This window comes from Streptomyces sp. SID8352 (assembly GCF_009862265.1).
In the GTDB taxonomy this organism is placed as follows: Bacteria; Actinomycetota; Actinomycetes; order Streptomycetales; family Streptomycetaceae; genus Streptomyces.
Map to the genome: position 1 here is coordinate 46,847 of NZ_WWGX01000027.1, position 13,420 is coordinate 60,266.

Annotated in this window: 14 protein-coding genes; 13 read left to right on the plus strand and 1 reads right to left on the minus strand. The window is 71.8% G+C overall.

All coding sequences use genetic code 11. The annotated features are described in order from the left end of the window. The first annotated feature begins 148 nt into the window (after positions 1 to 148). The 5 genes from GTY84_RS08545 to mutM all read left to right on the plus strand — a co-directional run bounded on the left by GTY84_RS08545 (position 149) and on the right by mutM (position 4,084). Entirely contained in the window at positions 149 to 1,261 is a 1,113-nt protein-coding gene (locus GTY84_RS08545) for a cell division initiation protein (RefSeq protein ID WP_161225533.1), read from the plus strand. 168 nt (positions 1,262 to 1,429) lie between these two features. Continuing rightward, positions 1,430 to 2,101, plus strand: a complete 672-nt coding sequence (locus tag GTY84_RS08550) for a YceD family protein (RefSeq protein ID WP_161225534.1) — start codon at positions 1,430 to 1,432, stop codon at positions 2,099 to 2,101. Positions 2,102 to 2,103: 2 nt separating this feature from the next. Then, positions 2,104 to 2,277 (plus strand): 50S ribosomal protein L32, encoded by a 174-nt coding sequence (gene rpmF / locus GTY84_RS08555; RefSeq protein ID WP_007493396.1) that lies wholly within the window; start codon positions 2,104 to 2,106, stop codon positions 2,275 to 2,277. 7 nt (positions 2,278 to 2,284) lie between these two features. Further along, the gene (gene rnc, locus GTY84_RS08560) at positions 2,285 to 3,154 is read left to right on the plus strand and encodes a ribonuclease III (protein ID WP_345943366.1); all 870 of its coding nucleotides are present in this window, start codon (positions 2,285 to 2,287) and stop codon (positions 3,152 to 3,154) included. A gap of 75 nt (positions 3,155 to 3,229) precedes the next feature. Further along, the gene (gene mutM, locus GTY84_RS08565) at positions 3,230 to 4,084 is read left to right on the plus strand and encodes a bifunctional DNA-formamidopyrimidine glycosylase/DNA-(apurinic or apyrimidinic site) lyase (protein ID WP_161225536.1); all 855 of its coding nucleotides are present in this window, start codon (positions 3,230 to 3,232) and stop codon (positions 4,082 to 4,084) included. A 296-nt stretch (positions 4,085 to 4,380) separates the two neighbouring features. Here mutM and GTY84_RS08570 read toward each other — a convergent pair whose 3' ends face one another. After that, entirely contained in the window at positions 4,381 to 5,658 is a 1,278-nt protein-coding gene (locus GTY84_RS08570) for a helix-turn-helix domain-containing protein (RefSeq protein ID WP_161225537.1), read from the minus strand. A 289-nt stretch (positions 5,659 to 5,947) separates the two neighbouring features. On the opposite strand from GTY84_RS08570, the gene GTY84_RS08575 reads away from it, so the two are divergent. The 8 genes from GTY84_RS08575 to GTY84_RS08610 are packed head-to-tail and all read left to right on the plus strand — an operon-like array spanning position 5,948 to position 13,400. Continuing rightward, positions 5,948 to 7,171 (plus strand): acyl-CoA dehydrogenase family protein, encoded by a 1,224-nt coding sequence (locus GTY84_RS08575; RefSeq protein ID WP_161225538.1) that lies wholly within the window; start codon positions 5,948 to 5,950, stop codon positions 7,169 to 7,171. 19 nt (positions 7,172 to 7,190) lie between these two features. Beyond that, positions 7,191 to 7,727: a flavin reductase family protein gene (locus GTY84_RS08580; protein WP_161225539.1), complete on the plus strand. Its 537-nt coding sequence runs from the start codon at positions 7,191 to 7,193 to the stop codon at positions 7,725 to 7,727. After that, positions 7,724 to 8,458, plus strand: a complete 735-nt coding sequence (locus GTY84_RS08585) for an enoyl-CoA hydratase/isomerase family protein (RefSeq protein WP_161225540.1) — start codon at positions 7,724 to 7,726, stop codon at positions 8,456 to 8,458. Before GTY84_RS08580 ends, GTY84_RS08585 begins: the two co-directional genes overlap by 4 nt. After that, the gene (locus GTY84_RS08590) at positions 8,455 to 9,279 is read left to right on the plus strand and encodes a 1-deoxy-D-xylulose-5-phosphate synthase N-terminal domain-containing protein (protein ID WP_161225541.1); all 825 of its coding nucleotides are present in this window, start codon (positions 8,455 to 8,457) and stop codon (positions 9,277 to 9,279) included. The genes GTY84_RS08585 and GTY84_RS08590 overlap by 4 nt, the downstream gene beginning before the upstream one ends. Then, positions 9,272 to 10,276: a transketolase C-terminal domain-containing protein gene (locus tag GTY84_RS08595; protein ID WP_161225542.1), complete on the plus strand. Its 1,005-nt coding sequence runs from the start codon at positions 9,272 to 9,274 to the stop codon at positions 10,274 to 10,276. Before GTY84_RS08590 ends, GTY84_RS08595 begins: the two co-directional genes overlap by 8 nt. Positions 10,277 to 10,315: 39 nt before the next feature. Beyond that, the gene (locus tag GTY84_RS08600; protein ID WP_161225543.1) at positions 10,316 to 11,629 is read left to right on the plus strand and encodes a Xaa-Pro peptidase family protein; all 1,314 of its coding nucleotides are present in this window, start codon (positions 10,316 to 10,318) and stop codon (positions 11,627 to 11,629) included. A gap of 2 nt (positions 11,630 to 11,631) precedes the next feature. Then, entirely contained in the window at positions 11,632 to 11,940 is a 309-nt protein-coding gene (locus tag GTY84_RS08605) for a Dabb family protein (RefSeq protein ID WP_161225544.1), read from the plus strand. Beyond that, positions 11,937 to 13,400 (plus strand): NAD-dependent succinate-semialdehyde dehydrogenase, encoded by a 1,464-nt coding sequence (locus GTY84_RS08610; RefSeq protein WP_161225545.1) that lies wholly within the window; start codon positions 11,937 to 11,939, stop codon positions 13,398 to 13,400. Before GTY84_RS08605 ends, GTY84_RS08610 begins: the two co-directional genes overlap by 4 nt. Positions 13,401 to 13,420: the final 20 nt, after the last annotated feature.

Genomic DNA, 13,420 nt, shown 5'->3' on the forward strand with positions numbered 1-13,420 from the left:
CCGCCACCGCGCGGCCGCGCGGGGAGTGACCGCGCCGCGCGCCGGGCCGGGAGCCTGACAAACCGTCACCCGGTGTCCCACCGGCACCCCGGGGTCGTACAGTCGTCCCGTCCGTCTCCAACACAGTCGTAGAGAGTGGCGAGCCACGGTGGACGTGCAGAAGAAGCTCGACGAGATCACCGGGTTGGTCTCGGGCGCCCGCGCCATGCCCATGTCCGCCTCGTGCGTGATCAACCGCGCCGAGCTGCTCGCCCTGCTGGAGGAGCTCCGCGCCGACCTGCCCGGCTCCCTCGCCCAGGCCCGGGAGCTGATCGGCGACCGCGAGCAGATGGTCGCCCGGGCCCGCGAGGAGGCCGGGCGGATCATCGAGGGCGCCCACGCCGAGCGCGGCTCCCTGATCTCCGGCACCGAGGTCGCCCGCCGCTCCCAGGCCGAGGCCGACCGCATCCTCGGCGACGCCCGCCAGGAGGCCGAGGAGGTCCGCGCCGAGGCCGACGACTACGTCGACTCCAAGCTCGCCAACTTCGAGGTCGTCCTCACCAAGACCCTCGGCTCCGTCGGCCGCGGCCGGGAGAAGCTCCTGGGCACCGGGCCCGGCCTGGACGAGAACGGCTACGAGGACGAGGACGCCCCCGAGCGCAGCCACGACCCGGAGATCCTGCGCCGCGACGCCGACGCCTACGTCGACGCCAAGCTCGGCGCCTTCGAGGCGGTGCTCGCCAAGACCCTGGAGGCGGTCGGCCGGGGCCGCCAGAAGCTCCACGGCCGGATCGCCACCGACGACCTCGGCGCCCTCGCCGACGACCCGACCACCTTCCAGCACTCCAGCGACGCCGACTACCTCGCGGACCTCGCCGCCCTCGCCGAGACCCCGGCCGGGCCGCCCAGGCAGCGGGAGTACGCCGCCCCGGAGCCCGCGGTGGCCCACGCCGCCCCGGAGCCGCCCCAGCCGGCGTACGGCTATCCGCAGCAGCAGGGCGCCGATCCGTACTCCGGCGGCTACCAGCAGGGATACGACGGCGGCCAGGACGCCTACGGCTACCCCGACCGGCAGCCCGACCCGTACGCCTACCAGGGCTACGACGGCGGGCAGGGGGCCGCCTACGACGCCACCCCGTCCTACGCCCAGCCGCAGCAGCTCCCGCCGTCCCCGGGGGCCGCGCCGCAGCAGCCGCAGGCCCTCGACGAGACCAGTCTCTTCGACACCAGCATGATCAGCGCCGAGCAGCTCAGGGCCTACGAGCAGGGGCGCGGTCTCTGAGCCCCGACCGCCCCGGCGGGGCCCGGCCGCAGGGGCCGCCGGGAACCGGATTGGGACGAGAGCCGATGGTCAAGTATCCTGGCTCCTCGGTCGCGCCTATGTCCGCGATCAGCGCTGCCCGGGGACACCGCAGGGCGGCGTTCCTCCCCCCGTCGTGAAGATCCAGCCATGAAGACCGAAAGCAGGACGGCCCTGAACACGCGCCTCGACCACCGCGATCCCCTCGTGTTCGACACACACGAGCTGGGACGGCGGCCCGGTGCGCTCCAGCGCCTCACCCGCACGGTCGACGCACCCCGGGACCTCGGTGTCCCGGGAGTCATCGGAGTGCCGGAAGGCACCCCGCTCGAGCTGGAGCTGCGGCTGGAGTCGGTCATGGAGGGGGTGCTCGTCACGGGCACCGCCCGTGCCCGGGCCGAGGGGGAGTGCGTAAGGTGTCTGGAGCCGGTCGGGCAGCAGCTCGAAGCGGAGTTCCAGGAGATGTTCTCGTACCCTGACGCCGACGACCGGGGCCGCCTGACCGCGGAACCGGGCGACGACGCCGAGGACGACGAGGACAGGCTCTTCGTCGAGGACGGTCTGATCGGCCTCGAGACCGTGCTGCGTGATGCGGTGGTGCTCGCACTGCCGATGCAGCCGGTGTGCCGGGAGGACTGCCCGGGTCTGTGTTCCGAGTGCGGAGCGCGCCTGGCGGACGATCCGGACCACCACCACGACGCCGTCGACATCCGTTGGGCGGCATTGCAGGGACTCGCCGGATCACTCGGAGACGGCGAGAAGGACGATATGAGCGGCGACGCGCCTCGTTCAGCAGACGCCGCCGAGAAGCAGGAGAAGTAGCCGTGGCTGTTCCGAAGCGGAAGATGTCGCGCAGCAACACGCGCCACCGCCGGTCGCAGTGGAAGGCTGCGGTCCCCACCCTGGTTGCGTGCGAGCGCTGCCACGAGCCCAAGCTGCAGCACATCGCGTGCCCGTCGTGCGGCACCTACAACAAGCGCCAGGTCCTCGAGGTCTGAGCGGCTGGTGAGAGGCACTGTGTCCACTGCCAAGAAGGCGGAAGACGCCGAAGCCAGCGGTCCCCGTCGACGCGGGGGCGCCGCGGGCGACAAGCAGGCCTCGTCCCACACGCTTCTGGAAGGGCGGCTCGGCTACGAGATCGAGTCCGCCCTTCTGGTGCGCGCGCTGACCCACCGTTCCTACGCGTACGAGAACGGCGGTCTGCCGACGAACGAGCGGCTGGAGTTCCTCGGTGACTCCGTCCTCGGCCTCGTCGTCACCGACACGCTGTACCGCACCCACCCCGACCTGCCCGAGGGCCAGCTGGCCAAGCTGCGGGCCGCGGTGGTCAACTCGCGTGCGCTGGCACAGGTGAGCCGCGGGCTCGACCTGGGCTCCTTCATCCGGCTCGGCCGCGGTGAAGAGGGAACGGGCGGCCGGGACAAGGCGTCCATCCTCGCCGACACCCTCGAAGCGGTGATCGGCGCCGTCTACCTCGACCGGGGGCTCGACGCGGCGTCGGAGCTGGTGCACCGGCTGTTCGACCCGCTGATCGAGAAGTCCTCCAACCTCGGTGCCGGACTGGACTGGAAGACCAGCCTCCAGGAGCTCACCGCGACCGAGGGGCTCGGTGTCCCCGAGTACCTGGTCACGGAGACCGGCCCGGACCACGAGAAGACCTTCACTGCTGCCGCCCGCGTCGGAGGCGTCTCGTACGGCACCGGCACCGGCCGCAGCAAGAAGGAGGCCGAGCAGCAGGCCGCGGAGTCCGCCTGGCGGTCCATCCGCGCCGCCGCCGACGAACGCGCCCGCGCGGACGCGGACGCCGTCGACGCCACCGCTGTCGACGCCACCGCCGACGGGGCGTCCGCCGACGGGGCGTCCGCGCCGGCCTGACCGACACCGCACGGCCCGAGCGCCCGTCCCCGTCCGGGGCGGGCGCTCGGCGTGCCCGCCGTGGGAGAAGCACACATGCCCGAACTGCCCGAGGTCGAGGTCGTCCGGCGCGGACTGGAACGGTGGGTCGCCCACCGCACCGTCGCCGACGCCGAGGTGCTGCATCCGCGCGCCGTGCGCCGCCACCCGGCCGGAGCCCTGGACTTCACCGACCGGCTGCGCGGCCACCGCGTCGGCGTCCCCCGCCGCCGCGGCAAGTACCTGTGGCTGCCGCTGGAGGAGACCGGCCAGGCCGTCCTGGCCCACCTCGGCATGAGCGGCCAGCTCCTGGTCCAGCCGCACGAGGCGCCCGCCGAGACCCATCTGCGGGTCCGTGTCGGCTTCGACGACGACCTCGGCACCGAACTCCGCTTCGTCGACCAGCGCACCTTCGGGGGCCTCTCGCTCCACGACACCGGGGCCGACGGGCTGCCCGAGGTGATCGCGCACATCGCCCGCGACCCCCTCGACCCGCTCTTCGACGACGAGGCCTTCCACCGGGCACTCCGCCGCAAGCGCACCACCGTCAAGCGGGCCCTGCTCGACCAGTCCCTGATCAGCGGGGTCGGCAACATCTACGCCGACGAGGCGCTCTGGCGCTCCCGCCTGCACTACGACCGCCCCACCGCCTCCCTCACCCGCCCCCGCGCCCTGGAACTCCTCGGCCACGTCCGGGACGTGATGAACGCCGCCCTCGACGTCGGCGGCACCAGCTTCGACAGCCTCTACGTCAACGTCAACGGCGAGTCCGGCTACTTCGACCGCTCCCTGGACGCCTACGGCCGCGAGGGCCTGCCCTGCCGCCGCTGCGGGAGCCCCATGCAGCGTGCCGCGTTCATGGGCCGCTCATCGCACTTCTGCTCCGTCTGCCAGCGGAAACCGCGACCCTGAACGGTTCCCTGGCCGACTGCCTCTTCCGGGCGGGCACGTCGCGTGGGGGAGCCGTCCTGTGAGGCAGCCGGGGTCTTGCGTTTGGATCATGCCGGACCCCGCGAGCCCGGCATGATCCAAACGAGAGGCCCCAACCGCAACGCGGAGTGATCGCCGATCATGGTCGTGTGGTGGGGAACGCGTCGCGTGCGGCGGTCGGCAGCGACCGGAGGATCACCGGCCGCTCAGCCGATGTCGGCGCTGGACTTTTGCTGAGACAGGTCCGCTGTGTTGCGACTGCGCCGCGCTCGTGCGCATCAACCGCCCTTGGGAAACACCTCGGCCAGCAGAAGGGCGCAGCGCAGTTCCGTCGTGGTGTGCCCCTCCGGCAGCAACTCCGCCACCCGGTTGAGCCGATAGGACACGGTGTTGCGGTGGGCGTGCAGGGACTGGGCGGCGTGCGCGATGCTGCGGCCGCTGTCGATGTACACGGCCAGCGTCTGCCGCAGTTCGTCCATGCGGGGATCGGCGTGCCGCAGGGGACCCAGCGCGGACTGCACGAAGTCCCGAGCCCTCAAGGGGTCGGTGGCCAGCAGGGAGAGCAGTTCGACGTCCGAGTAGTCCACGATCTGTGCGTCGGTGGCGCCGAGCCGGGCCATGCGCCGGGCGGCCACCGCCTGCTCATGGGTGGTGCGGAAACCGTCGACGTCGGCCGCCGCACGGCCCACCGCGACGCGTAGCGACGGAGGCAGAGCGGCCCTCGACTCGATCAGGCTCGATACCTTCTCCCCGGGGCTGCCCAGCCAGACATCCACTCGGCCGGCGCCTCGCCGGATCACGAGGGGCTCGGGATCACTCCGGGTGAGATTCGCCAGCGATCCGGCGACGCCGGCGAAGTCGAACAGCAGGGCGGTCTCGACGTCGAGGCCTTCGAGCCAGAGGATCAGCCCGACGTGTGTCTGCGCGAGGCGATGACCGAGTTCCTGATCGATGTCGTCCGCCGCGTACTGCTTGCCGCTCAGCACCCGCCGCACGGCCTGCATCCGCGCGCCCTCGGTGCTCTCCTGCCAGCGCCGTGTCTCCTCGGCGTAGAGGCGCGTGATCGTGCCGATGAACATGGACCAGCTCTGGATGACCATGCGCGTCGCCGACTGGATCGTCTCCAGGCGGCGCTCGGCCGGCACCAGCTCACCGATACGGCCGATCAGTTCCTGGATCAGGAATTCCTGACCACTGTGCACATTGCGCACGACTTCTTCGAGCGGGATGCCCTCCGCGACGTAGAAGGTGACGTTCTGCGCCGGCTCGCTCGACCTCTGGAGCAGCGTGACGTCCAGGGTCGCGAGCGCGGTCAGGGTGTCCAGGGTGCTGGCCTCGGTGGCCCGCTGGAGGGCCTCGCGTTCCTCCTCCGAACGGTTCCCGGGCCAGTCCGTGAGCGTGTCGAGAATGTAGTCCGCCATCCTCCGCCCCGCAGCCACGCCCCAGGCGGTCGCCTCCTCGCCGATCGCCCTGACGGCACGGCGCCGTGTGGCCAGGGACGCGACCGGCCGCACCGTCCCGCTCGGTACGAGGGCGCGGATCCATTGGTGCTCCAACGCTGCTCTCCTCAGGTGCGGAAGGTGCCGTGGTGCTCATGGAACCACTTCGGCCGTCCGACGCGAACCGGCTGGATCCGCAGCGTCCGTTATCTGTGCGCGGCGCACAAGCCGGTCCCGGGGTTTTGGGCTCGTCGCCCCACTGCTCCGTCGGTGGTGGCGCCCGCGCCGCCCCGTGCCCCGTCCGCCGGGTCAACTTTGGCGCCCCTGACCATGTGCCCGGGCGCGGGCCGGGGCACAGAGTCCATTCCACGACCCCCACATGTGGGCGACCCAACGGGAGTGGGAAATGACTGTGACGACCATGATGAACGAGGCCATGACACACTCCGCGGCCGGTACCGAACCGAACGGCGGGATCATCGCGCGTGCGACGGCCCTGCGCCCCCTGATCCGGGAGCACGCGGCGGAGGGACACCGCGAAGGACGTCTCGTACCGGCCGTGATCGACGCGCTGGCCGAGCAGGGGCTGCTGAGCCTGACCGTCCCTCAGCGGTACAAGGGGGCGGAGGCCAATTCCCGCACCACCATCGATGTCCTGGCCCAGCTGGCGCAGGCGGACGGTTCCACCGGCTGGACGGCGATGCTGCTGAACACCGCGAACTGGTTCGCGACCACCTGGCCGGTCAAGGCGCAGGACGAGATCTGGGGGGACGACCCCACCAGCCGATGCTGCGTGGTGCTGGCCCCCTCGGCCAAGGGCCGACGCATCGAGGGCGGCTACGTGGTCTCCGGCCGCTGGCCGTACGCGTCCGGGTCGTACGCCGCCAGCCACGCGATCATGGGTTTCCTCGCCGAGCGGGAGGACGGCGGGACCGGCCAGGCGCTGGGCATCCTCCAGCCGGGGGAGTGGACGATCGAGCGGTCGTGGTTCCCGATCGGCATGCGGGCCACGGGCAGCGACACGGTGGTGGCCGAGGAGGTCTTCGTCCCCGACCACCGTGTCCAGTTCTTCACCGACATGGTCGAGGGCGACTACAAGACCGAGCTGCGGTGCAGTGAGCCCCGGACCAACGCCGCCTTCCTGCCGACCGGCACGGTCATCTTCGCCGGCATCCAGATCGGACTCGGGCGAGCCGCCCTGGAACTCGCCGTGGAGCGGCTGAAGCACAAGGGCGTCGTGGGCACCGCGTACACGGAGAGCCGCAATTCCCCCGTGCATCAGGTCACGGTCGCCCAGGCCACGTCGAAGGTCGACGCCGCCGAACTGCTCGCGCACCGGTCCTGCCGGGACATCGACGAGGCCGCGCTGCGCGGGGAGTACCTCGACACCCTGGCTCGCGCGCGAGTCCGCAACGACGTCGGCCACACCGTCACCCTCGTCCAGGAGGCCGTGGACGCCCTGCTCAAGGCGGCAGGCTCCAGCAGCTTCATGGAGACCAACACGCTGGCCCGTGTCCACCAGGACGTCGGCGTGGCGGGCAGCCACGTCCACGCCACCCCGGGCATCGCCAACGACGTCTACGGCAAGTTGCTGCTCGGCGCCGACGGCCCGCTGCCCGTCCACGTGTGAGCCGGAACGGAGCACTCCCATGACAGCGATTCTCTCCCCCGAAGCGGTGACCGTGACCTCCGACAGGTTCCGCCGCGTCCTCGCCCACTACCCCACCGGCGTCTCGGTCGTCACCGCCCGGACGGCGGAGGGCGCCCCGGTCGGAATGACGATCGGAACCTTCACCTCGATCTCGCTCGAACCGGCGCTCGTCGGCTTCTTCCCGACCAAGACCTCCAGCACCCTCCGGTCCATCCGCGACTTCGGCAGCTTCTGCGTGAACGTCCTCGCCGACCAGCACCACGACTACTGCGCGCGCTTCGCCGGCCCCGCCGACCGGCGCTTCGAGGGACTGGAGTGGCACGAGGCACCGTCGGGCGCCCCGGCCCTCGGCGCCGCCCTGGCCTGGATCGACTGCGACATCGAGCAGATCACCGACACCGGCGACCACCACCTCGTCGTGGGCCGGGTCCGGGCGCTGGACGCCGAGCCGGCCCGGCGGCCCCTGCTGTTCTTCCAGGGCGGGCTCGGTTCGTTCCGACCGCTGACCACCGACGACGCAAGGAGCGAGAGATGACCCGGACGACCACCGGGACCGCCCCGGTGCGGGCGAGCAGGCGAGGCCCGGCGACCTGGATCGAGTGGGACAACGGTGAGCGCAACCTGCTCGACCTGGAGGTGACCCGGGCGCTCGTCGAGGAACTGCACCGCGCCGACCAGGACCCCGAGACGGCGGTGATCGTGCTGGCGGGCTCCGACCGCGCCTTCTGCGGCGGCGCCGACCTGCCGAAACTGAGAGCGACCGGCACCGTCGAGGAGTTCGCCGCCGAGGTGGTCGAACTGCTCAAACTCCTGCCCCTGCTGCGGAAACCCGTGGTCGCGGCCGTCCGTGGGGACGCGCTGGCGTCCGGCTTCTCGATCGCCCTGCTGGCGGACGTCGCCGTGGCGGCCGACCACGCGGCCCTCGGCACGGTGGAGGCGGCCCTCGGCACCTGGCCGATGATCGCCCAGGTCTCGGTGCGGTACCTCCTGCCCTCCAGACTGGCGACGCGCACCCTCGTCACCGGCCACACATTCACCGCCGAGCGCCTCGAAGCGCTGGGCGTGCTGACCGCGGCCGTGCCGTCCACCGAGGTCGACCGGCGGGCGCAGGAACTGGCCGAGGCCGCCGCCCGGCCCGGTGTCCTCGCCGCCACCGGACGCCGGGCGCTGGCCGACCTGAGCATCAACGCCGGCTACGCCGCGGATCACGACGCCGCCCTGGCCCACTTCATCGCCATGCTGAATCCGAAGGAGAGCGACGCGTGACCGCCCTTGACGTCTCCACCGACGTGCCCCAGGACGCGGCCGTCGCCCTGGCGCGCCGTATCCGGCTGCGGGCGGTGCAGATGGTGAGCCCGCACGGCTTCGGCTACCTCGGCCAGGCACTGTCGTGCGCCGAGCAGATGGCCGTGCTGCACACCGGCTGCTTCCAGCGCGGAGTGGACCGGTTCGTCTGTTCCCCCGGTCACTACATCATCGCCGCCTATGCCATCGCCCGTGAAGCGGGCGAGCTGACCGACGAACAGCTTGCCGACTACGGCCGGAACGGCGCCGAGCTGGAGGCCATCGGCACCGAGACCAGCCCCGGCGTGGACCTCACCTGCGGGTCGCTCGCCCAGGGCCTGTCCGGTGCGGCCGGCTTCGCCCTCGCCGACCGGCTCCGCGGCCAGGAAGGGTCCCGCCGCACCTTCGTGCTGTCCAGCGACGGCGAGGTGCAGGAGGGCCAGACCTGGGAGGCGGCGCTGTTCGCCGGCCACCACCGGCTGCGCGACGTCGTCGTGCTGCTCGACGCCAACGACTCGCAGGTCGACGGGCCGGTCAGCTCCATCACCACCATCGACCCGCTCGTGGACAAGTGGGCCTCCTTCGGCTGGTACGCCGAAGAGGTCGACGGCCACGACACCGCCGCGGTCCGGGCGGCCCTGGGACGCGCCATCGACGCCGACCGCCCCGGCGTGGTCGTGGCCCGCACCTCCACCGTCCACGGACTGAACAGTCTGCCCGCGGACGCGGACGGCCACTTCATCAAGCTGCCGGCCGACCTCGCCGCCCGAGCCCTGGAAGAACTGGAGAACGGCGATGCGTGAGGTTCCCTACCCGACCGTCCTCAAGCCCTACGGCCGAGCCCTCGTCGAGCTGGCACGCACCCGCGAGGAGATCGTCTGCCTCTCGGGCGACCTGACCCGCCAGTGCGAGGTCGACCTCTTCCAGGACGTCTTCCCGCAGCGGTTCGTGCACGCGGGCATGGCCGAGGCCAACATGATGTCGATGGCCGGCGCGCTGGCCCGTGAGGGTCTCCAGCCGTGGGTGCACACCTTCGGTGTGTTCGCCACGCGACGGCCCTACGACCAGATCGTCAACGCCATCGCCTACCCGAACCTCCCGGTCCGCATCGTCGGCTTCATGCCCGGGATCTCCACGCCCGGCGGCCCCAGCCACCAGGCCATCGAAGACGTCGCGATCATGCGGGCGCTGCCCAACATGACCGTGATCGACGTCGCCGACGCGGTGGAGATCGAGCAGGTCGTCCCGCAGATCTCCGACCTCCCCGGCCCGGTCTACCTGCGCCTGAAGCGCGGCGAGATCCCCGTGGTGTTCGACGACGACCACGAGTTCCGCGTCGGCGCGGGACAGCAGGTGGTGGCCGGGACCGAGATCGCCCTGCTCACCAGCGGCATGATGCTCCCCGCCACCCTCCAGGCCGCAGCCGAGCTGCGCGCCCACGGCATCGACGCCGGCGTCACCAATCTGCCGACGATCAAGCCGTTCGACCGGGCCGCTGTCCTGGCCGCCGTCCAGGGGGCCCGCGGCGCGGTCACCGTCGAGAACCACAGCGTCATCGGCGGACTCGGATCGAGCGTCGCCGAGGTGCTCGCCGAGAACGGTGCGGGCGTTCCCCTGCGCCGCATCGGCCTGCGCGACACCTTCGCCGAGGGCTCCAAGTCCGGCCCCTACCTCTTCGAGAAGTACGGCCTGTCCGTGCGCGAGATCATCCGCACCGCCTGGGAACTGGCGGGCCGCACCGACCCCGCGCCCGAGGCGCGCGCCCCGGAGACGGAATCCGGCGAGTACGCCCCCGTCTGACCCGCATCCCTTCCCCCACCCCGCCAGAAAGGCACTGACATGTCACTGCACGGAATCGCCTCACCCGGCGCCACGCTCGGCGTCGACTGGGAGGAGCGCGTCGACTTCAAGCGGCTGCGCACCGAGCGCCTGGCGCGGGCCCGCGCCGCCCTGGAGTCGTCCGACCTGGGCGCGCTGATCCTCTTCGACCAGAACAACATCCGCTACACGACCGCCACCCACATCGGCAACTGGGCGCGGGACAAGCTCTTCCGCTGCGTGCTGCTCATGCGCGGTGAGGATCCGATCCTGTGGGACATCGGCTCCGCGGCCCGGCAGCACAGGTCGCACGCCGGCTGGCTGCCGGAGAGCAGCTGGCAGGCCGGCATCTCCAGCTGGCGCGGCTCGATCCCCGAGAACGTCGGCGTCGAGGCCGGCAACGCCCGCCGTATCGCCCGGCACCTGCGCGAGCGAGGCCTGCACGGCGAGCCCGTCGGTGTCGACGTCGTCGAGATCCCGGTGCTGCGGGCCCTGGAGAGGGAGGGTCTGCGGATCGTCAACGGCCAGGAGCTGATGCAGCAGGCCCGCCGGATCAAGACCGTCGACGAGATCGCGCTGCTCGACCACGCGGCCGGCATGGTCGACGCCGCCTACGACGAGCTGTACCGCACGCTGCATGTCGGTATGCGCGAGAACGAGGCCGTGGCCCTGGTCAACCGCAACCTCTACGAGAACGGCTCGGAGGAGGTCGAGGCCGTCAACGCGATCTCCGGCGAGCGGTGCAGCCCCCACCCGCATGTCTTCAGCGACCGGATGACGCGGCCCGGGGACACCGCCTACTTCGACATCATCCACTCCTTCAACGGCTACCGGACCTGCTACTACCGCACCCTCAACGTCGGCAGCTCCAACGCCGCCCAGCGCGACGCGTACAAGCGGGCCCGCGACGCCATCGACCGGGCCATCGCCGCCGTCCGTCCCGGGGCGACCACCCGCGACGTGGCCCTGGCCCTGCCCAGCGCCGCCGACCTGGGGTATGCCAGCGAGGAGGAGGCGTTCGGCCTGCAGTACTGCCACGGTGTCGGTCTCTCGGTGTGGGAGCAGCCGCTGATCAGCCGTTACCACTCCCTCGAACACCCGGTTCCGGTCGAGGAGGGCATGGTCTTCGCCCTGGAGACCTACTGGCCCACCAAGGACGGGGCGTCCGCAGCCCGTATCGAGGAGGAGGTCGTGGTCACCGGCGAGGGCCCCCGAGTGATCACTCGGTTCCCCGCCGACGAACTGCTCGTGGCCGGCACCCGCTACTGGAACGGTTTCGACTTCACCGTCGACTCCTCCGACCGCGGCCGGCCCACCGGCCCGGCCAGGAGCTGATCATGCTGACCCACTACGTGGTCTTCCGCCCCCGGCCCGGCCGGGAGAAGGACCTGGCCGACGCCCTCGGCGAACTGAGCGACGGCCTGCGCGCCGGCATCGTCGGCATGACAGCCCTGACCTGGGGGGAGAACACCAATCCCTCCGGTCTGCGGCACGGGTTCACCCACGGCAGTCTGGGCCGCTTCACCGACCGGGCGGCGTTCGACCGCTACTGGAACCACCCGGCCCACGAGCGGTTCATGCACGTCCTCGACGACATCTGCGAGGACCGGTTCGCACTCGACTACACCGGTGAGGACGCCGCATGAGGCCGACCGATGTCCTCCCGGCACTGGTCACGGCCCCGACCGAGCTGTTCATCGGCGGGGCCTGGCGGCCGGCCGGTGACGAGGCACGGTTCACCGTGCACGACCCGGCCACGGGCGAGCCCGTCGCGTCGGTCGCCTCCGCCACCGAGACGGACGGCGTCCACGCGGTGGAGGCAGCCGCGAAGGCCCTCCCGGGCTGGGCCGCCACACCGCCCCGGGAACGCGCCGAGATCCTGCGCCGGGCCTTCGAGTCGATGCGGGCCGAGCAGGAGGAGCTGGCCCGGCTCATCGTCGCCGAGAACGGCAAGGCGCTCCCCGACGCCCGGGCGGAGGTCGCCTACGCCGCCGAGTTCCTCCGGTGGTACGCCGAGGAGGCGGTGCGGCTCTCCGGAACGCTCGGACACGCGCCGGCCGGCGGCAACCGCATCCTCGTCATGCGCCGGCCGATCGGTGTCGCCGTCCTCGTGACCCCGTGGAACTTCCCTGCGGCGATGGCCACCCGCAAGATCGGCCCGGCTCTGGCGGCCGGCTGCACGGTCGTCCTCAAGCCCGCCTCCGAGACACCGCTCACCGCGCTCGCGGTGGCCGGGCACCTCCAGCGGGCCGGAGTCCCGGCCGGGGTGGTGAACGTGCTGCCGAGCCGCAGGACCGGCCCGTTGGTCACCGCCCTGCTCGCCCACCCCGAGGTCCGGAAGATCTCCTTCACCGGCTCCACCGAGGTGGGCAAGCACCTGCTGCGCCAAGCCGCGGACCGGGTGCTGGCCTCCTCCATGGAGCTGGGCGGCAACGCCCCCTTCCTCGTCCTGGCCGACGCGGACCTGGACGAGGCGGTCGCCGGCGCGATGATCGCCAAGATGCGCAACGGCGGCGAGGCGTGCACGGCGGCCAACCGCTTCTACGCGCACTCCTCGGTCGCCGACGACTTCGCCCGGCGACTGGCCGACGCGATGGGACGACTACGCGTCGGGCCCGGCCTGGAAGACGGGACCGAAGTGGGACCGCTGGTCAACGAGCGGGCCCGGGCCGGGATGCAGGAGGTCGTGGACGAGGCGGTCGCCGCCGGCGCCACCGTACTGACCGGCGGCCGTACTCCGGACGGCCCCGGTTGGTTCTACCCGCCCACGGTCCTCGCGGACGTGCCCGCCGACTCCGCCGTTCTGCGACGGGAGATCTTCGGGCCGATCGCCCCCGTCGTCACGTTCGACACCGTCGACGAGGCGCTGGACCTGGCGAACCGCTGCGAGGTCGGCCTGGCCGGCTACGTGTACACCCGCGACCTCGCCCTCGGCCTGCGGATCAGCGAGCGGCTGGAGGTCGGCATGGTCGGCCTCAACCGGGGGGCCGTCTCCGACCCGGCCGCCCCGTTCGGCGGGGTGAAGGAGTCGGGCCTGGGACGCGAGGGCGGACATGAGGGCCTGCTGGAGTACACCGAGAGCAAGATGATCGCAACCCAGTGGTGACCGCAGGTCAGGACTCGGGC